15 protein-coding genes are annotated in these 19394 nt (G+C 50.6%); 3 read left to right on the forward strand and 12 right to left on the reverse strand.

The window, feature by feature from the left end; genetic code table 11:
- Positions 1 to 435: 435 nt before the first annotated feature.
- On the reverse strand, positions 436 to 1875 hold the full coding sequence (locus tag L21SP2_RS08720; protein ID WP_024268138.1) for a lyase family protein: 1440 nt from the start codon (positions 1873 to 1875) through the stop codon (positions 436 to 438).
- A 79-nt stretch (positions 1876 to 1954) separates the two neighbouring features.
- Here L21SP2_RS08720 and L21SP2_RS08725 point away from each other — a divergent pair, with 79 nt between their 5' ends.
- Positions 1955 to 3490, forward strand: coding sequence for a pallilysin-related adhesin (locus tag L21SP2_RS08725; RefSeq protein WP_024268139.1), 1536 nt, complete (start codon positions 1955 to 1957; stop codon positions 3488 to 3490).
- 35 nt (positions 3491 to 3525) lie between these two features.
- On the opposite strand, the gene L21SP2_RS08730 is transcribed toward L21SP2_RS08725, so the two are convergent.
- The 7 genes from L21SP2_RS08730 to folD all read right to left on the reverse strand — a co-directional run bounded on the left by L21SP2_RS08730 (position 3526) and on the right by folD (position 9522).
- The gene (locus tag L21SP2_RS08730) at positions 3526 to 4731 is read right to left on the reverse strand and encodes an SPOR domain-containing protein (protein WP_024268140.1); all 1206 of its coding nucleotides are present in this window, start codon (positions 4729 to 4731) and stop codon (positions 3526 to 3528) included.
- A 217-nt stretch (positions 4732 to 4948) separates the two neighbouring features.
- The gene (locus L21SP2_RS08735; RefSeq protein WP_024268141.1) at positions 4949 to 5317 is read right to left on the reverse strand and encodes a LapA family protein; all 369 of its coding nucleotides are present in this window, start codon (positions 5315 to 5317) and stop codon (positions 4949 to 4951) included.
- A 110-nt stretch (positions 5318 to 5427) separates the two neighbouring features.
- Positions 5428 to 5823 (reverse strand): hypothetical protein, encoded by a 396-nt coding sequence (locus L21SP2_RS08740; RefSeq protein WP_024268142.1) that lies wholly within the window; start codon positions 5821 to 5823, stop codon positions 5428 to 5430.
- Between the two features lie 73 nt (positions 5824 to 5896).
- On the reverse strand, positions 5897 to 7144 hold the full coding sequence (locus tag L21SP2_RS08745; protein ID WP_024268143.1) for a phosphoribosylaminoimidazolecarboxamide formyltransferase: 1248 nt from the start codon (positions 7142 to 7144) through the stop codon (positions 5897 to 5899).
- Positions 7141 to 7836: an IMP cyclohydrolase / phosphoribosylaminoimidazolecarboxamide formyltransferase gene (locus L21SP2_RS08750; RefSeq protein WP_024268144.1), complete on the reverse strand. Its 696-nt coding sequence runs from the start codon at positions 7834 to 7836 to the stop codon at positions 7141 to 7143. The genes L21SP2_RS08745 and L21SP2_RS08750 overlap by 4 nt, the downstream gene beginning before the upstream one ends.
- Positions 7802 to 8680, reverse strand: coding sequence for a GTP cyclohydrolase FolE2 (folE2, locus tag L21SP2_RS08755; protein ID WP_024268145.1), 879 nt, complete (start codon positions 8678 to 8680; stop codon positions 7802 to 7804). The genes L21SP2_RS08750 and folE2 overlap by 35 nt, the downstream gene beginning before the upstream one ends.
- Positions 8635 to 9522, reverse strand: a complete 888-nt coding sequence (gene folD / locus L21SP2_RS08760; protein ID WP_024268146.1) for a bifunctional methylenetetrahydrofolate dehydrogenase/methenyltetrahydrofolate cyclohydrolase FolD — start codon at positions 9520 to 9522, stop codon at positions 8635 to 8637. The genes folE2 and folD overlap by 46 nt, the downstream gene beginning before the upstream one ends.
- A 209-nt stretch (positions 9523 to 9731) precedes the next feature.
- On the opposite strand from folD, the gene L21SP2_RS08765 reads away from it, so the two are divergent.
- A complete protein-coding gene (locus L21SP2_RS08765; protein ID WP_425277193.1) occupies positions 9732 to 10382 on the forward strand; it encodes a TP0733 family outer membrane beta-barrel protein in 651 nt (216 codons plus the stop codon).
- Positions 10383 to 10422: 40 nt separating this feature from the next.
- On the forward strand, positions 10423 to 11712 hold the full coding sequence (locus L21SP2_RS08770; RefSeq protein WP_024268148.1) for a hypothetical protein: 1290 nt from the start codon (positions 10423 to 10425) through the stop codon (positions 11710 to 11712).
- A gap of 244 nt (positions 11713 to 11956) precedes the next feature.
- Here L21SP2_RS08770 and L21SP2_RS08775 read toward each other — a convergent pair whose 3' ends face one another.
- The 4 genes from L21SP2_RS08775 to L21SP2_RS18400 all read right to left on the reverse strand — a co-directional run bounded on the left by L21SP2_RS08775 (position 11957) and on the right by L21SP2_RS18400 (position 19381).
- A complete protein-coding gene (locus tag L21SP2_RS08775) occupies positions 11957 to 17137 on the reverse strand; it encodes a chitobiase/beta-hexosaminidase C-terminal domain-containing protein (RefSeq protein WP_024268149.1) in 5181 nt (1726 codons plus the stop codon).
- Between the two features lie 25 nt (positions 17138 to 17162).
- Entirely contained in the window at positions 17163 to 17768 is a 606-nt protein-coding gene (locus tag L21SP2_RS08780) for a phosphoribosyltransferase (protein WP_041401410.1), read from the reverse strand.
- A 159-nt stretch (positions 17769 to 17927) separates the two neighbouring features.
- Positions 17928 to 18599: a PDZ domain-containing protein gene (locus L21SP2_RS18395; protein ID WP_144082973.1), complete on the reverse strand. Its 672-nt coding sequence runs from the start codon at positions 18597 to 18599 to the stop codon at positions 17928 to 17930.
- Positions 18569 to 19381 carry a trypsin-like peptidase domain-containing protein gene (locus L21SP2_RS18400; protein WP_169730456.1) on the reverse strand — a complete coding sequence of 271 codons (813 nt, stop codon included), beginning with the start codon at positions 19379 to 19381 and terminating at the stop codon, positions 18569 to 18571. Before L21SP2_RS18400 ends, L21SP2_RS18395 begins: the two co-directional genes overlap by 31 nt.
- Positions 19382 to 19394 lie beyond the last annotated feature (13 nt).

The following is a 19394-nucleotide window of genomic DNA, read 5'->3' on the forward strand; positions in this document are numbered from 1 at the left end:
CTGGCTTTCACTGGCCGGAACTTACTCACTACTACGGACTCATCTGCCACCTGCTGAAACTTCGATCTGACTTGCATTTCTGCTTGTCGTTCCCTACCCTTTGCTGGGATTTCAACAGGTTTCCCCAGATACTGTGCGCAGTCCCTGTAAACAACGCCATCCTCAAACACACTACAGGTCTGTTCAGGTTTCGGGCTTCGCGCTATTTTGCACGCTTACCACCCCTGTTGTGCCGTATCAGGTTCGCTTTCGCTATGTGCTGTTCACTTCCTATTGCTTCCTTCAGACCCAACCGTTGCCAGCTGCGCCCTTGCAATTCGGATTGTCTTCCTCCTGAACGAGGCGACACCGGTATCTTCCAACCGGTCGGGTATGCCTGCGCTTCGCTGGGCATACAAAAAAACGGCCAGACGCGGGGGCGCCTGACCGTTTTGATCATTCCTCGTTTTTCAGCCCCGTGGAAAGGGCGTTCATTTCCCGGGACCAGAAGCTTCCCAGGTCCCGTGCGCGCTGGGCGGTCCGGCCCCGGTACAGCTGGGGATTGGAGAAAAATTCATCGGGATTATCCACACCTACGGCTTCAAGTCTGCGCGAAATTTTCTCCCAGACAGCTTTGTCGGACTTCATCACTTCAGACAGACTTTTCTCTTCCTGCTCAGCTTTAAGGGTGAATTTTCTGATAATCTCATGTGCATCCGCTTCACCCTGGCTGGAAAGGAGAATATACGCCGGTTCCGCGAGCACACTGGATCCGGCGTTTTCGAGATTGCGCTGGAGACCTTTCATATTCACGGTCATACCGCTGAGAATTTTCACCATTCTTTTCACGGCGGCAGCGAAGCCCGCAAGGATTTCCACGGTAAAGCGTCCTGATGCGGAATTGCTCAAATCCCGCTGATGTTCGGATATCTGATCCATGTACAGGCTCATAATTCTGGGAGAGAAGGCCTTCCACAGGCTTTTTACATGCTCACAGTTCCAGGGATTCCGTTTCTGAGGCATGGTCGAAGATCCCACCTGGGTGGGGGAAAAGTATTCCCTCACCTCATCAATTTCGCTTCGCTGCAGGTGTCGAAGATCATCCGCAAGGTTTGCAATAATTCCGAAAGCGGTGTTGATCTCCAGAAAAAGGCGAAGCACGTGTTCAGGCTCCACCATCTGGGTTGAATGGTCCGAGGGTTTGAGTCCCAGCAGAGAGAGGGAGTGACGCTCAAACTCCACGGGATCCTCATAGATCATGCTGGTGGCGTTATAGCCGCCCACTGCTCCTGCCAGCTTTCCTCTGAGATCCAGGCTTCGCCGGTCGATTTCCTGGATGCTTTTCCCCAGCCGGGATACATATTCGGCGAAGCTGTGGCCCAGGGTTATGGGAACGGCGTACTGTCCGTGGGTTCGGCCCACCTGGGGGGTTTCAGCATGTTCTGTGGCAAAGCGGATGAGCTGCTCCTCCAGCTGGATGAGCTGGGGAAGAATAACCCGGCGGACGGCTTCCCGAAGTTTCAATGCATTGGCAGTATCAAGAATATCAACACTCGTGGCGCCCATATGCACAAAGTGACGAATTTCTTCCGGGACGAATTGTTTCATCACATTCACCAGGGCGCGGATATTATGCTGGGTTTTTGCTTCCTCTTCATACACCAAAGCGGGTTCGGTCTTTTCAACGGCCTGATCAAGGGCGTTTACCAATTCATCGCTGAGACGATCCTGAAAATGAAGATGACTCTTCACCAGAGCCGCTTCCACTTTTGCACAGTATAAAACCGATGCTTCTTCGCTGATGTACTTCCGCAGAAGGTCAAAGAGTTCACGGTTCGACTGATAGTATCGGTGATCAAGGGGTGAGATGTTTTCAAAAATTGAGTGCTGTTCCATGTCGTATAATCACAAAAAGTCTGTGCTTTGTAAAGTGGGTGTTCACAATCATTTTAATTCAGGATATGAATATACTTGTATGAAAAGAAATCAACCAGCCAGTAAATTCCGGTTTTGCATATATGCGGTACTTTTAATCACTGCACTGCTTTCATCCTGCAGCCATAACAGCACTCCCCTTCCGTCACCGGCGGGGACAGATCAAAGCGGAATCCTTGTTCCCAGAGCAGGAGAAAACATTGAGCTCTTTGCACCTCCTGAGAACGAATCTGAAAATGCCTCCGCAGAAGTTCAGCTTTCCGCCCGTATTGCCATTCCCTCGGCGTATATTCCCCACCAGATCTACGAATTCAGTCTTGATCTTGATGCTCCGGATGAGCAGGTGATCGTCTATAAATTCAGGGAAGGTCAGGATGATCATATCGGACTGCTTATTGCAGATTATGATCCCATCCGGGATGATTATTTTATCAGCTGGCAGTCCATGACCAAGGCCACCAGTCTGCAGACATTTGTATTATACACCCAGGATGTGATTGGAGACCGGCAGCAGGAGCTTGTTGCAATAGGAACCAATAATCAAGGGGAACAGACCCTTGATATTTTCCGCCAGCAGAGCGGCAACACCTACGGTCTGCAGTTCGCCTCAATTCTGAGTGTGGAGGCTGATATTGAGGCTGATATTGATGTGGTTGAGCGAAACGAATCGTATAATAACGGGACCGGTATGGGAATAGCCTTCAGCGTTCGGGCCCTGAATCAGGATCTGGAATCGGACAATCCCCTGGATATGATTCGTTCGGTGTACACCTGGCGTCCCACACAAAACCGTTATCTCCTCTCGTTCTCCGAAAAAATACCCGGAAGCAGGGTTGAGGAGGACCAGCTGGCAGAACTCTATTCAGGAAACCTGGATGACTATCATCGCTTTATTGACGGTCCCTGGGAGCACCAGGACGGGAACCGCATAGTATTTTTCTCACGGATTACCGACTCAATTCAGCTGGCCACCGACGACCGTCAGCTGAATTTCAGCTGGACCGATTCTTCGCGCTGGGGGTTCGGGAGCAGCATCCGGATTCAAATGGAGAATGAGATCATCCGCAGTGTAATTCGCAGAATGCAGGTATCGGTGCTGGATCTCAATACCATGGTTATTCAGCTCAGCGGAGAAGAAAATAATAAATTCTGGTCGGGAACGTATACCCGTCTGCAGCAGAACGGTGAACAGGTACGGGGTCTGGCTCCGGTTAGCATGAGCAGCGGAAAAGAGTTGTATCCCCATGAGATTTCCGGCCTGTTCGTGAGCGACACGAACTGGGAGATGTTCTTTTCAGCTCCCTACATCACCTTCAGAACACAGGACGAGGAAAAAAGTGGCGGGTATGTAATATACAGCCTGAACGGTGTGAGTATTATGCAGACTCATTATTTAAACGGCGGAGCTGAACAAAAACAGCAATTCATTCTTGAATATGAGGAATATACCGAGGATAACGAGGAGCATCGGATCATCACCCTTCAGGAAGTGCAACTGAACAGCTACGGCCCGGTTCCCGTAAGCGATGAACAGATCAATCTGGAACAGGTTATCCGCCGTGAAGATGATGAATGAGAAATATGAACTAACATTATGAACAGTGCCGGCGGCTATTCCGCCACCACAAACCCTTCTATACCTTCTTCCTTAAGCTGAAGAAGCAGTCGCCGGGGGTTCCCGTAATTTTCGCTGCCCCTGAAGTATGCGTCGGTACTGTCAAGAAGCACCCGATACAGATTCCTGTTGGAATCATAGCTGAGAAAAACCGGATACTCCCGCTCCTCAAGGCGTTCGCTGAAAGCTGCGGCATTTTCCCGGCGGGAAAATACGCCCAGCTGAATGAGGGGCATTGAAGGATCGGCAACCACTTTTGTATCACGGAGGCCGGAGTTTTCCCTGTCCGTATCATTCCCGAACTGTGAAGACGGAGATTGTGTATCCGGCGTGTTCGTTGATTCCGTCGAATCCGGGGATGTTCCCGGTTCTTCAGGAGCCGGAGAAATGTCGGACTGCCCGCCAAGCTGAACATTGCCGGCATTCTCAAGGTACTCTTCCCGGTATTGGGGGATACGAGCCTTGGCAGTACTGAGCACACGGGGACCGGGAAAAGTTTCAAGGCCGGGGTTGGGCACAGCCTTTCCTCCGTTTGCTTCGTCATATTGCCGAAGATCGCTTCTCAGCCGACGGAAAAACGTGGTTTGATCGGGTGAAAGGCTGTCGGCCCGCTCCTCTGCGCTCAGAAGATTTCGTAAAATAACCAGATTCTGAATGCCGTATCTGTTCCATCTATTGAGCCGTTGTTCCTGGGTGAGCCGGGCTGAGTAGGTCCGGTACAGAAGTTCCATAGCCCTGTCGGATGAACCTTCATCAATCAACACTCTGGAGAGTAAGTAGCTGCTTCTGTCATAATCTTCCCCGCCGGGCGAAGACTGCTGAAGGTAGGTCTGGAGCCTGCTGCGTGCGGATGATGTGTCACCCAGGGCCATATATATCTCAGCAGCCCGGAGAAGAAAGCCACCCCCTGGAAAAAACCGGGTTAGTTCGTCCGATAAAATTGCTGCCTCATGAAGATTGTTCATGAGCAGGTACTGCTGCAGTCGGAGTTCCATGACCATCAGTGCAGCACCCCGATTCTCAGCAGAAATGATAAAACGGGCGCTTCGGTCTTCTACTCTTTCAAGCCTGTTCAGAAGGGCCGCAGTGAATTGCAATCCCATCTGAAGATCTGAGTTATCACCCTGAGTCTGGATCTCTTCTACACCATGGGTGATAGTGCGGAAAAAGGCCTGAAGATCGGAGAACATGTTTTCCTGCATCTGTGCACCAGCCGGAACAAAGTTGTACTCAAACAACTCCTTCCAGTTCCCGGGAAGATGAGGCCATGCAGCAAAGCGGGCAAAACTGTCTCTGCTTCGGGATTCCTCTTCCTGAGTTTCCTGATTGCTTTCTGTATCCGAAAAAAGTGGATGGGGAATGGCGAAAAGCAGGGAACACAGTATGAATACTGGAATAATCCCGCCGATAAACCTCTTCTCAGTCTTCGGGTGGAATATCCGGAAGGGGACGGGCCGAAGAACCCTTTTTTCCGTCCTGTTTTGAGTTGGATTTTTTTGCTGCTTTCCGTTTGACGGCCCGCTTACCGGAACCTGAAACTTGTGTATCTGCATTGGCCTGCTCAATTTTTTCGTTCTGTTTTTTCTTGATCTTCAGAGTTGTTCTGATGGTATAGGGTATGGCAAATACCGCACCAGCCAGAAACGAAACACCGATTGTTATGATTATCGGCACTTCTGTGAATTCATGGAGGCCTATTGAGATCGTGGAAGTGTAGCCCCAGTTAAATCCGATGAGTATTATGATCACTGCAAGAAAAACAATTACCGAGATTAGTTTCCAGGGCATACAACTCTCCTTATGTGTTTGGACAAAGATAACAGTGCGGACTCGGCCCGAAAACCGTCTGAGCGTTCATTCCCGGTTCAGTTTACCTGTCCGCCGTACATGAACAGGGCTCAGCGATTTTTCTTGAAAATAGAATACACGGCGCTGCCGATCTTCCATAAACCGAATCCAGCGCTGAGCACCCCTGCAGCTCCCATAATGAAACTGCTCACAGCCTGAATACCGGGGATGATATTCAGAAAGCTCAGCCCGGCAACCCCTGCAACAACGGCTGCAATGGATTTCCACTTAGGATACTTGTGCTGAATCCAGTATGCCATGGCTCCCAAAACCGCTGCTATGAGCAATCCTGGAATTGCCAGGCTGCTGATTCCGTTCAGCAGAAATATGCCAACCGATGCAGTGATTGATACCAGGCCCAGTGATGTGGCTTTTACCCGCTCATCCTGATTGGCCGGGGGCTGAAAAACTGCAAGAATCTTGGATGTGTTTGTATCCTTTTCCATAGTCACCTCTGAATTGTAGTTCACATATGTATTATACCAGCTGGATTAATAATACTCATCCCGCCGTCCTTATTCAATGTTTGAAGCTTCGCTGGCCGGTGAAAACCATGGGGATACCTGCTTCATTGCATGCCTGAATGGATTCAAAATCTCTCAGGCTGCCCCCGGGCTGAACAATTCCGCCGATTTTTTCTTTAAGACCAACATCAACACCATCCCGGAACGGGAAAAACGCATCGGAAACCATTATGCTTCCTTCAAGATTCCCCCGGAGTTCACGGGTTCGCTTCATCACCTCTGCTTCTTTGTGACTGTCCTGCAATAAATTGAATGGGGTGTTAAACAATTCCCAGCTCAGTCGGTCGGCATATTTCCGGTATGCCTTATCCCTGGCAATTTCCGCAACCCCTACCCTGTCCTGTTCACCTGTACCGATTCCGACGGTGGCTCCATCCTTTACATAGATTACCGAATTGCTGGTAATACCCGCTTCAACCAGCCAGCCGAAAAGCATATCTTCAAGCTGTGCCCGGGTTGGTTCGGTAGTAACACGATAGCTTTCCCCCTTGTACTCGCTTTCAGCCGGGAGGAATTGTTCCGGAGATAGAATTGCAGGTTCAAACTGATACTGGAGAATTAATCCTCCATCCATAAGGCTGGAAAAATCCAGAACTTTTTTCCCGACGAAGGACTCAAGTCTGCTAATATTGCGGATTCTCATAACCCTGAGATTTTTTCTCCGGGCAAGTATTTCCATTACCCCGTTTTCAAAATCCGGTGCGGCCAGCACTTCGATGTAACTGGAGACCATGTACTCAGCGGTTTCCTTATCCAATGGGCGGTTTACGGCCACCGCTCCGCCGAAGGCCGCCAGGCGGTCCGCCTGGAACGCTTTATGATAGGCATTGTACAGATCGCTGCCTACAGCAGCTCCGCTGGGGTTGTTGTGCTTGATAATCACAGCCGCAGGACGGGAATGGAGATAGCGCAGAATGTTCAGAGCAGCATCAATATCCGTGATGTTGATTTTTCCCGGATGTTTCCCTGACTGGAGCAGTTCGGCATCGCTTGCCAGATAGTTGCCGGGCTCCAGGGTTTCCACCTCGCCCAGATGGAGGTTACCGTTCACCGGGCGATAGAGGGCTGCCGGCTGGTCGGGGTTTTCGCCATATCGAAGTCCCTTGCGTTCGCCGTCAATTTCCCAGCTGGTTTTCTCGTAATAGAGTACCTGGCGTTCACCGTCCTCTTCAAATGCAATTTCCATTTTGCCGGGAAAACTATCGCTGTTGATCTGCCGGTACATTTTTTTCAGGTCGCTCATCGCCACTCCTCCCCGCTGATATGATAGACGCTGGGAAGCTGATCGGTGCTGCAGCCGGCGAGATAGCTGCTGATAGCCTGATCATACCCGGCGGTATGTTCGAAACTCCGCCTGGCAAGGGAGAACCGCATCTCCAGATTCAGGGAGCCGTCACCTTTATCCATGGATGAAAGGATCTCCTCATAGCTCTCCGGATTGCACACCGATGCCACCCTGATGTAATTTTTGGCGCTGGCTCTGAGCATAGTGGGACCGCCGATATCGATGTGGCTTCGTGCAGATTCCATGGTGCTTTCCTTCCGGGATATCTGCTGACTGAAGGGATAGAGATTTACCACAACCATATCAAAATCGATAGACTGAGTGCGTTTCATATCCTCCCGATGATCAGAATTATACGGCTCACTGAGCAGTCCCAGATAGATCCGGTAATCCAGAGTTTTTACCAGTCCGCCCTGCATTTCCGGCTGTCCGGTATATGAGCTCACGCTGTGCAGTTTGTCTGAGTGAATCCCTCCGTCAAAATCGCCGAGTTCTTCCTGAATAGTTCTGAATGTGCCGCCGGTGCTGTAAATATTCACGCCGTGGCGGACCAGACCTCTGACCAATTCCCGTATGCCGGTTTTATCCGATACAGAAATCAGGGCATTCCTGATCTTAATCTGATCGGGAACCTTTTGTACGATGTTCATAGGTTTTTACTCCCCTTTCGATATATGCATATGCCTCATGATTATGAATACTTTCCATGTTTTCAGCTTCTACACTGAACCAGGGAAAATTATAATTTTGTTCCAGACGCACCGTAACTTCCCTGACCAGATCCTCAACAAATACCGGATGATCATAACTGTATTCGGTAATATATTTTTCATCCTCCCGCTTGAGAAGGGTATACAGTGGGGCGGAGGCACAGGACTCAATCTCCGAGATCATGTCTTCGATCCAGAAAAACTCCCCCAATTCAACCAATATGCGGATGTAGCTTCGCTGGTTGTGGGCTCCATATGCTGATATTTCTTTGGAACAGGGACAAAGGGTAAGAACGGGAACCTCAATACCTACGAAAAATTCCCTGTACGTACTATTCACCTCGCCGATAAATTTGCAGTTGTACTCCGTCTTGCTTGGCTGCCCGCTTACCGGGGCATGCTTCTCCATGAAAAACGGAAAGCGAATTTCTCCCAGGGACTTCTCGGCATCCAGGACATGCTTGATTTTTTCCAGCATGTTCAGAAAATTATTCATTCTGATATCATCTGAGTGAGCATGAAACACTTCAATGAAACGGCTCATGTGGGTGCCTTTGAAGTGGTGGGGGAGATTCACAAAAAGATCAACCTCCGCACTGGTATGCTGAATCGATTCTTCCTTATCCAGGATGGTAATCGGATATTTAATATTTTTGACCCCTACTTTATCCAGAGGGAGATTTCTGGTATCGGGGGTATTTTGAATGTCTTTCATCATCTTTCGGCCTTTAAACTGTTTCAGGTTCGGGGGATGCTGCGCTTTGCTGACTGGAGTGTGTTCCACAAAAGCATCGTAATGGTCATGGGCCCTACTCCTCCGGGAACCGGGGTGATAAAAGAGGCTTTTGAAGAGACTGCTTCAAAATCAACATCCCCGACAAGGCGGTAGCCCCGTTTTCGGCTGCTGTCTTCAACCCGGTTAACCCCCACATCGATTACCACCGCCCCTTCTTTAATCATATCCGGACCGATCATCCCCGGCCGTCCGGCAGCTGCAATCACAATATCAGCTTCCCGGGTGTGCCGGGCAATATCCGGTGTACGGCTGTGACATACAGTCACAGTGGCGTTGCCCAAATCGCTTTTTTGCATCAGAAGGTTCGCAAGAGGTTTCCCTACAATATTGCTTCTTCCCACGATCACGCAGTGTTTACCCTGTGGAGAAACATCGATGGATTTCAGAAGCTGTATTATCCCGTGGGGGGTACAAGGCAGGAAGGCCTCCTGTCCCAGCATCATATTTCCAAGACTGACAGGATGAAACCCGTCCACATCCTTCTCCGGAGAGATGGCCTGGATGATCCTGTCCGAATCGATATGTTCAGGCAGAGGAAGCTGCACAAGGATACCGTGAATTTCAGTATCGGCATTGAGTTTCTGAATTAGCTCCAGAAGTTCCGACTGGCTGCAATTCTCATCCAGACGGTAATCCCTGGAATACAGACCGTTTTCACGGCAGGCCTTCTCTTTGCCTGCAACATAGCTTCTGCTTGCTGGATCATCTCCCACCAGGATTACCGCCAGGCCGGGAACGATACCCCTTCCCGCCAGTTCGGCAGTTTCATTTTTTATCTCGCTGCGAAGTTGCGCAGCCACCAGTTTTCCATCGATTATTTTTGCTTGCATAGAAAGGATGTAGCATAGCTGATAACAAATTTCAACTCGAAAGAGTGATCAGTCTATTCGACGTAAAGCCGAAGACAGATTCTGTAATCAGGCGGGAGCTTGGATGTTATTCACATTGAAACCCCACACAGGCTGTGCTACTATTGCACAGGTTTATCTCCGGGCCACCCGGGATGAACAGGGCGAACCTTATTATTGGAGAGTAGTTTGTGAAATCACACCACCCCGTTTATCGTTCTTTATTGATTTTTTGTATAATGTTAATTGCAGCGCTGCCGTTGAGCGCACAGGACCTTCCCGAGGGAGAGCCCGAAGAAGAGAGAGTTGAGATCACCAGAGTTCTTGGAGACCAGTATCTCACCATAGGTCTGGGAACTCCCATTCCTCTCTTTATATATGATCCGCCCGGATCGGATGGCGAATCAGCAGTTAAGCCCATGAATCTGAAAGTCGGTATGGCCGGCGGCCTGGGATGGTCTGCATTTGTGAATAATAATATGAGCCTGGGTTTGGAGGTAAACGCTTCCTATAATGCCGACCCCAATGGGGAGGGCTTTTTTATCGTACCCATGGGTCTGCAAACCAATTATTTCCTTCGGGCTTTTCCTTTTGAAATTCCCCTTCACTTCGGCTCCGGGTTAACGATATCCAGATATAAGGATCTCACCACTTTCAGTTTTATGCTGAAAGGCGGAGCTGCAATGTACTGGAATGCCACAGAGGATTGGTCCTTCGGACTCAATCTGAATTACTGGTGGTTGCCGGAAATTTACCGGGACAATGGTTCAGGCGCACCTGCCAGCATGACCCGCTTCGGCAATTTTTTGGAAGTCACTATTCGCGCCATGTATAATTTTTAATCACACAGGTGATAATTCGACAGCCCCAAACGGAGTAATTATGCGTACAAATCAGAATACAACACAAACATACGGCAAGAAGGTTTCAGCAGCATTATTTCTGATGCTCGCAGGAATTTTCCTGATCACATCCTGCGGAAACTCGGTGGGTCTCTTTTACAGCGTTGAGAATGTGGTGAAAATTGATGAGGAAGGGAGAGATCTTCCGGATGATGCCCTTATCAGCAGCTTTTCAGCAGGAGCTGACCAGTATTTCGTCACCACCAGCACCCTTCTCACCCGTGTGGCCGCCGCCTCGGAAGACTCGGATCCGGGCTACGCCTGGAAACAGGTCACTCCGCCGGTAAACGGCAGCGGCACGACCTACAAAAACACATTTCAAGCCGCCATGGTGAACGGCAGTCTGCTCGTTCAGTTCAGCAATGATTCAAGCGACGGTTTGATCTCCGGGCTCTTTCATACCGAAGAATCTGAACTGAGCTATACAGATGATGAAATCAGTCCCCAGTGGAATCCGATTACGGAAGTGAACAGCCATGATAGCGGTGGACGCCCGGCGGGTTTTTTCATCACCGATTCCGGCATCGTGGTGCAGCTTCAATTGAAAGACGAAACCACCAGTGTACTGAGTTACAACCTGTATGAACTCAGCTCCGATTTCTCTACAATTGCCACCGACATAGTTACCGGCCTGCCTTCTCCCATAGTGGATGCCCAAAGCACCGGTGCGGATACCTGGTTTATCAGTTCCTCCCGCATCTATCGGGCGGATTCTGCGGATCTGAGCACCTTCAGCAGCATCAGCGAAATAGACGCCCAGGATTCAGTTTTTGATGATGACAGGCTCAAACCTCAGGATTCAACCGGCGATCTGAAAATTTACGGGTTCACCGGCCTTGAAAGCACCGGCGCAGATAGCCTCCATGTAGCCAGCAGCAAGGGGTTTATCTATCACTGGGACGGATCCTGGAGCGTTTTCAGCGATTCAGACGGCAACCCGCAACGGTTTGCAAATCCTGACGGTGTGTTCACACGGTTCACCGATCTGTTATATATGGAAAGTTCACCCCTGGGAGATGCCGTGCTTGCGGCGGGTACCGAGAATGAAGGGTATGTGCTGATCGATACTGAAGCGGGAGCCGCCTCTTACTATGACGCGGAAGATGTGGAAAGCACCAACCTCTATTATACCGACCTGTACCGCTCCCACATCTCCCGGCTCGTCCAGGACAAACAGCAGGGGCGTGACAACGTATTTGCCCTTACCCCCGATAATTCACTCTGGCGGGCAAGTCTTCAGGATCAGCGTGTTATCTGGGTTCGTGAATAATATATACGATTGTAGTAAAAAAAACTCCGGCATCGTGTGATGATGCCGGAGTTTTTTTGTGCAGCAAAGCTTGTGAAACGGCAATCAGCCGTGAGTCAGTTCCATATATGGGTGGGGCGATTAAACCGATACACTACCCGTGGGGTAACTTTCATCAACATGCCAAAATCAATGGTTCTTCACAAGCTTCTGTGCACTGTGCACAGGGTCTACAGTCCCTGGTTGATGATGTTATTGCTGAAGATCACTCCCTGATTATCGAGAGCCTCAAGTTCCTGTACAGTCTGGTAGCGTCCTGCCTGTCGAGCGGAGCTGCGGAAACTATCGGTAAACTCTTCCAGGAGAACCCCCAGTTTTCAAAGGTATTTGATGCAACTTCCAAGGAAATATCAGAAAGCCGGCTCTGCAGCCTGATGGCTGCTCCGCCGCTGATTCCTGTGAGCTCGTTTTCTTTAATCAGCAGACTGCTGGCCCCACTGATCTGGTAGGCCGTGGCGAAGCCTTCTTCTCCGCTGAGAGCCAAACGATTCCCGGTGAACTCGCCGGAGCTTTTTTCAACCAGCGCAAGAGTGTACTCGGCAGTTGTGAGCCCTGTGAAGTCACTGCTGCGCACGGAGAGTTCGGCAGAGTTTCTGGCATGGATCGCATTCACAAAATCACCCGCCCCCACGGCCTGGAAGCTGCTTTCTTCAATTTCCAAACTGCCTCCGGTAATAAGGATTCCTTTCACACCGAAGTTCGCCTGGAGATTCAGCTTCATCCGGCTGAGCTCAAGTTCGGAATTGTTTACTGCCAGCAAACTGACCACGGCAGCCTTCCTGCTGCCCTCCACGGTGCTGTCCCTGAGTTGGAGCCGGGAATTCTCTGCGTATAGGGCATTGGCGGTGGAACTTCCGAAACCGCTTCCCAGAACAGAATCGTCATCCAGCTCCATGCTGGAATCGTATAAATACAGGCCGATTGTGTTATCACCCGAACCGGGCAAAATGCGGCTGGACGATATATCCAGACTCGAGTCCTGACTGTGGATGAGAATGTAGCTGGAATGAATGCCCTCTTCCAGAAATTCAGGTAACTCCTCCGCACTTATCCGGGAATTCGTCATTCTCAATCGGGAATTCCTCAGTTTCAGCAACATTCCGTCATCCATCTCATATCCGTTGATCTCTGAATTTGTAATCGAGAGCCGGGTGTCGGAAGAATCTATTCCCCGGCTGCCCCCGGTGACGCTCATACGGACATCCGACAGATCCATGCTTCCGGCGGTGGAGCGCACCAGACTTTCCAGCTGCCGGGTTGAATCGCTGATAAACAGGGAATCGAGAGTCAGAGAAGGAGCCTGGGAAAATATGAGAGTATCTCCCCTGAATGATTTATCCGCATACAGATAACTGGAATCATCTGAATCCGGTTCCCAGAACCTGTCGTATGAACCGTATATGCTCAGACTGTCTGAAAAACGTAAAGGAGCATCTACCGGATAATTTCCTGTTTTGAGATAAATCTCTGTAAGATTATGATCCCGGGCATATTCCAGTGCCGGGGCGAGACGGTTGAACGGTTCACTCCGGCTGCCGGTTCCTGTTTGGGAACTGTCGGGATCCACGAATACATTCCGCTTATCGATTACGATGCTCCAGCTGCGATCCTGTACGCTTCTGTTGCCTGCCTGGTCATATGAATACCCGCGAATCGTGAACAGCTTGAGTTCCCCGGGATCTGCACGTAACGTAAAAGGGTCCTGATAATTCTCAAACTCACCACCGGCCATGCTGGAAGGAGGAACAAAGTCCTGATCCCATTCCCTGGGTAATTGTCCTGATTGATAACTGTAGGAGCGAAGCTGATATACAATCTGACCGCCTTCTTCGGCTTCCATTTTTATCAGCGTGTTATCGTGAATATATTCCCGGGATGTTAGTCCGGATATAGCCGGTGGAAGGGGCGGTGTCCTATCCAGAGTAAAGCTGAACCGCAGTTCCCTGCTCGGCTCATAGCCAGGTAGAAATTGCCGGAGTCGGATGCGGTATTGCACTGTTTCACCTTCAGCAGCCTGAAAATCAAGTCGGGAATTCCAGACGGTGGACCTTTGATCCACAGGATCAGGTTCACTTCCATCAGAACTTATTTCATAGCGCACTATTGCATCCGAGGAGGGATACACCTGGATGCTTTGGCGTGAAGTGTACACCCCGCCGTCCTGAATGCCCGACAATTTAGGTACTGGAGCGACCTGCAGTCTGGGGAGTTCCCGTTCCATGATTCTGCTGCGGTTTCCTGCACTGTCAACGGAGCGGTACAAAAGACGCATCCGTGAATAATCCTCAGGAATCTGCCACTCAAACTCGTTCTCATATCTGATGAAATCGGCGGTATCCCTGTCCATGCCCGACACCAGTGCATATTCTATCCGGCTTTCATCAGCCGAAGCCCAGCTTATTCTGCCCCCGTTTCCGTCTCTGTAGATTTCGGGTTCAGGCGGCGGAGCCGGACTCTCCTGGTCGATGGTGAATTGATAGCTGTTACTCACGGCGCCCAAATTTCCGGCGGAATCACGGCTTCGAAAAAGAAGGGTGTAGGTTACCTCGCTGCCCTGAACTCCCTGAAGATCAATTGCTGTGCCGGAGCGGCTTGATGCCGTACCCGGCACGGGGGGCGTTCCATTCGTGCGCAGTTCATACAGTACGGAATCTTCAGAGTCAAATACAATCCGAAGGTCACGGGAGCTGGTGATACTGTATTGACCGACGGGCAGCTCAATAGCTTCACCCTGCTGAAGAATGGTGAGATTCGGGAGCTCCGGTTTTTCCCGGTCCACGGCAAAATTGATGACAGCAGTTTCGCTGAGATTACCCGCAGGATCTTCTGCACGGGCCCTCAGTTGATACGTTACCCGTCTTCCGTCAACCCCGGTAACGGTAAATGGTCCGTTGTATTCGGTCTGCTGTTTCACAGGTCTCTCACCGTCTTCACGGCTGATTTCATAGAGAATTCGATTTTCCTGGGTGGTGGTCAGCTCAAGCTCCACAGCAGAGGCATACTCGGAGGCGTTCTCCACTCCGGTTATTTCCGGAGGAAGGGGCGGAATGGTATCGAAGCTGAATCGAATCCGTGTTTCAGCGCCTGTTAATGACGGATCGTCGCTGGAAATTGGTAAAATCCGCACATCTACCAGTTCTTCACTCCGGTCCGGTGTTTTCTCAAGCTGCAGCCTGTGCAATGTCCATGGGTTTGTTTCATCCGGGGCAGACGCTTCCATGCCATCCCTGCCGATGCTGTAGAAATATCGCACACCGGGTTCGGGCCGGACAATCCGCAGTTCGCCGGGGCTTTCAGAGAGGGCAGCACCGGAACTGATTCCTTCAGTCTCAACGGCGGAGGGAGCACGGCGGTGCACGGGTACAATTCCGCTGCGGCTGAAAGCTGTTACACCGTTTTCATCGGTGGAGCGGGCTTCAATAATATAGTTCAAGTTCCTGTCTTGTTCAGGTAAGAGACTGAAGGATGTTTCATAGGGCAGAAAGGGATTATTCGCCGGGATCTCCTGATTCGTCTCTTGCTGGGCCGTCTCTTCCTGGGCCATCGCCTCCTGGTCCGTCTCCTCCTGGGCCATCGCCTCCACCAGAGGATCGGGAATCAGTATTGTTCGATACTCAAGCCGACTGACATCCTCGCTGTTTCCGGGACTTATGGAGATTTGTTCTCCCTGGATTGAGATGCGGGGAGAAGCAGCCGCTGTATGGGAAAAATTCAGTTTTGCTGTACCTTTTTCAGGAACAAGCGAACCTGAAGCACCGTGGCTTTCTATTATCAGCTCAGCCTCCGGTGCTGCTCCGGGAACCAGCGGAATCTCCGTTCTCCCATCCGCCGGCAGCAAGCCCGTGACGAATGCTCCGGAGGCAAGGCTGAGACGATACCCTGAAGGGGGAAGACCTTCAGTATCGGGGGGGGGATCCCCGTGAATGTTGAGCAAGCCGTCCGATCTGGACGCAGTTATTTCCAGGCCGTAATCCGGATTGGAAGCAATGCTCAGATCCCTTGCGTATACTTCGCTCCATACCGCCTCATTTTTCAGGGCTTGAATCCGCAACTGAATTTCCGAACGGTCTCTTGGGAGCAGTATTTCTTCATCAAGGAAGATTTCTTTGGCAACGCGTTCTTCAACAGCAGATGGAGCAGTACCGTCCAGTGTATAGAAAAGCCGAACACCAGTCTGGTACTGCTGACTGCTGCGTATTCGAAGTCGCCGGGAGATGGGGGCAGAATCGGATGCCCGAAGAAAATCGTCATGGACCTGGCTGTAATAGAGCACATCCAGAGCGGGTAAGCGTGGACGCCTGCCGTCAAGGAGAAAAAGATAGCGGTATTCTTTCTTTTCGTTGTTGTCCAGAATCCTGAGAGGAAGTGCACGGAGGCTGCCTTGCTGGGGGCTTATCCGCAACGGTCGGTCCAACGGACTGTCAAAACGGGTTACTTCATTCCTGTCATCAGCCCGATAATAGAGGCCGTTTCTCACAGCAGGTATCTGCAGGGGTTCTGAAACAGATCCCTGTTCAAGTTCGGCATAGCTATCATCTGATGCGGAGAACCTGACTTCCCGTTGGAGTATCTGTCCATCATGAGTTGTACCGCGTATCCGCAGCGGGATATCCTCTCCGGGAGGAAGGAGAACCGGCCCGCTGTAACTCCGGCCCCCCAATGCGGGATCCCTGCCATCCAGGGTATAGGTGAGGTTCGAGAATCCTCGGTCATCGATGTAAAGAAGCTGACGGTTGGCGAAGTCTCCCGGCACCGGACTTACTATCGGGATGACCTCCGCTGAGGTTTCCTGCCTGCGGTCAATCTCAATTCTGAAATCTGCGGATACCGAACGGTTGCCCGCATCATCCAGTGCGTATGCCCGGACGGCATAGGGGGTGAACTCACCGCTGCGGCCGGAAAGGGAAAACCCCTCCCCTTTATTGAGACGAATTTCCCGGCGATTTACGCTGGAGCTTACGGTAATTTCAAATTCCTCGCCGTCTGAAGCCTGGGGAAAAAATTCTTCCGCCCGGGTATATCGACCCGCCGGAAGATTCAGTTTTACCGGTCCGGGAGGGATTTTATCGATTACATAATTGAGAAACTCCCTGTGCACAACCCTGTCGCCCAGAACCGCCAGAAGTTCAATTTCATAACTGGCCCGGCTGTTCTCCGCAGTTCGAAGCACCAGGGGATCCTCGTACCGGGCAAAATTCGACTGTCCGAATGAAATATAGCGATACAGAAGGTCACTGTATTCCCGGTCAGGCTGAATTTGAAGAATTACATCCCGTGAATAGCGGCCCGGAGGAGTTGAGAGCCCCAGACCCGCCCCCGGATTTTGAGCAAGCAGATGAGATATAGAAAAGAGAGAGAAAATTATGCACAATATCCAGCGCTTCACGCACTTCCTCCATGACTCAGCTTGTTCAACTGTTGAGCTGCTTCAGGATTTCAGCAACTTCAGGATCTTCGGAATAGTGTTCCTCAATTTCATCAGGGGTGAGCCCTACCAGTTCATGGCTGAGATAATGAACCCAGTTATCTTCCTGTGGACTGTTCATCTCAATCTTCCGGCAGTAGTATTCAGGATGTATGGCCAGCTGTTCTTTCTGAAAATTCCGTATTTTGTAATCATGAACGGCAATCCTCACATCATTTCGGGGTACTCCATTTGCCACGATGACTTCCACCAGGTAATTTATGGTTCTGCCCGAGTCGAAAATATCGTCCACGATAAGAACTTTATCTCCGTGGCGAAGATGCTGAGGGTCGTAGGTCCAGCCGTCGATGCGGATATGCTGCTGCTGCTGTACTCCGGTATAGGAATGGGCCACAACTGCGGCATAAAACACAGGGCGCTCGTTATCCCGCCGTACCAATTTAAAGTATTCGCTGATTACATTGCCAAGATACGCACCGCCCCGGAGGCTTACATAAATCACATCGGGAATAAATCCGTCCTGATGAATCCTGTGTGCAAGTTTAATGGCGTTGTCACGGATTTTTCTGTAGCTGATAAACTCTTTCAATATATTCCTCTATGACTGCAACCTTGGTTGCGGATTTCCCGTCGGACAGATGACAGGATTTTCAGATGTTCCGCCGAATGAGACATGACGGCGTACATGGTACAGCCCGGCCTATAACAGCTGCCGGGCTGATTCGTATACTAAACTATACTACAAAGCTGATTATTTTACGATAGTCACTTTCAGCTCGACACCTTCCCGCCAGTAACTGATCTCTGTTTCATCATCCGATTGACCGAGCGCTTCATAGAATTCCACCAGATCGGAAATATCTGCACCGTTGACAGCGGTTACGATGTCTCCGGCGGAAAGTCCTGCGATGGCCGAAGGTGTGCGGGGAATAACCTGGCTGACTATTACACCCTGAAGGTCAGAAGCACCTTCAATCTGTTCCTGTATTTCATCGGTAAGAGGATATACGGAAAATCCGGGGAATAGATCTCTTGACTGACCGGCTATCTCCTCTTCTGTATCCCGGGAAGTGATTTCAACTTCAACATTTATTTCACTGCCGTTGCGGATGAGCTGGAATTCTGCGGTTTCCCCTGCTATGAGATCACCGACTTCACGAACCAGCGCATCTGAACTGTCAATCTCCAATCCATTGATTCCGGTAATAAAATCGCCTGGACGCAGAGCGGATCTTCCGGCAGGTGAATTCTGATACACTGAATTTATCAGAGCACCGTCTGTGTTATCAAGATTCAACCCTTCAGCAATGCTTTCATCAATGGAAATGATGCTCACGCCCAGCCATCCGTATTCAACCATGCCCTGTTCAATAAAATCATCCACGGCCTTCTTCACATTATTGATGGGAATTGAGAAGCCCAATCCGATGCTTCCCCGGTCTGGGAACTGATCCAGGTGTTTATTCCCACAACTTCGCCGTAAATATTTACCAAAGCGCCGCCCGAGTTACCCCGGTTGATTGCAGCATCCGTCTGGATAAAATCGCTGATATTGCCCTGGGGACCGCCGGTTCTTCCCAACGCAGATACGATTCCTGCGGTTACGGTGGATTGGAAACCCAGGGGCGAACCCATGGCAAGAACCCAGTCACCCACCTGCAGGGTGTCAGAATCGCCCAGGGTTGCGATAACAATGTCCCGCTCCCTGGAGGTAAACTCAACAAGGGCCAAATCTTTCCGTTCGTCCCTGCCCACAAGCGTTCCCAGATATGAGCGCCCGTCATCCAGCCGGATAGTGATTTCCTCCGCTTCTCCCACCACATGGGCGTTGGTAAGCACGTAAAAACTGTTGCCGTCTCTGCGGACAATTATTCCCGAGCCCAGGCCTTCACTGCGGAATTCCCGTTCACGTTCGCCATTATCACCCTCGGGGTTAAAGAAAAAGTCGAAGAAAGGGATGCTGTTTTCACCTTGTGGAACTTCCACATTACGTACTTCAACCACATCCACCCTGACAACTGCCGGGAGCACAGCCTGAATCACTGAACGGAAGGAGTTCTGCATCTCTTCCATATCCATCACCGCCGGTGCATTTACCCTCACCGGGGCTTCCTGACTGCTTGCAGGCTCACCGGCGGAATTGCAGCCACTGAACAAAAGAATGACTGCTATGACTGCCAAAAATACCTTGCTGTGAATATTCATTTTTTCCTCCTGC

The sequence above is a fragment of the Salinispira pacifica genome, assembly GCF_000507245.1.
Taxonomy (GTDB): domain Bacteria; phylum Spirochaetota; class Spirochaetia; order DSM-27196; family Salinispiraceae; genus Salinispira; species Salinispira pacifica.

Excerpts from the sequence above, each read along its gene's own strand:
- L21SP2_RS08735 (WP_024268141.1), bottom strand. The coding sequence starts at position 5,317 with ATGCCCTGGAAACTAATCTCGGTAATTGTTTTTCTTGCAGTGATCATA.
- L21SP2_RS08770 (WP_024268148.1), top strand. The coding sequence starts at position 10,423 with ATGCGTACAAATCAGAATACAACACAAACATACGGCAAGAAGGTTTCA.
- L21SP2_RS18400 (WP_169730456.1), bottom strand. The coding sequence starts at position 19,381 with ATGAATATTCACAGCAAGGTATTTTTGGCAGTCATAGCAGTCATTCTT.
- L21SP2_RS08750 (WP_024268144.1), bottom strand. The coding sequence starts at position 7,836 with ATGAACATCGTACAAAAGGTTCCCGATCAGATTAAGATCAGGAATGCC.
- L21SP2_RS08745 (WP_024268143.1), bottom strand. The coding sequence starts at position 7,144 with ATGAGCGACCTGAAAAAAATGTACCGGCAGATCAACAGCGATAGTTTT.
- folD (WP_024268146.1), bottom strand. The coding sequence starts at position 9,522 with ATGCAAGCAAAAATAATCGATGGAAAACTGGTGGCTGCGCAACTTCGC.
- L21SP2_RS08720 (WP_024268138.1), bottom strand. The coding sequence starts at position 1,875 with ATGGAACAGCACTCAATTTTTGAAAACATCTCACCCCTTGATCACCGA.
- L21SP2_RS08730 (WP_024268140.1), bottom strand. The coding sequence starts at position 4,731 with ATGCAGGAAAACATGTTCTCCGATCTTCAGGCCTTTTTCCGCACTATC.
- L21SP2_RS08740 (WP_024268142.1), bottom strand. The coding sequence starts at position 5,823 with ATGGAAAAGGATACAAACACATCCAAGATTCTTGCAGTTTTTCAGCCC.
- L21SP2_RS08725 (WP_024268139.1), top strand. The coding sequence starts at position 1,955 with ATGAAAAGAAATCAACCAGCCAGTAAATTCCGGTTTTGCATATATGCG.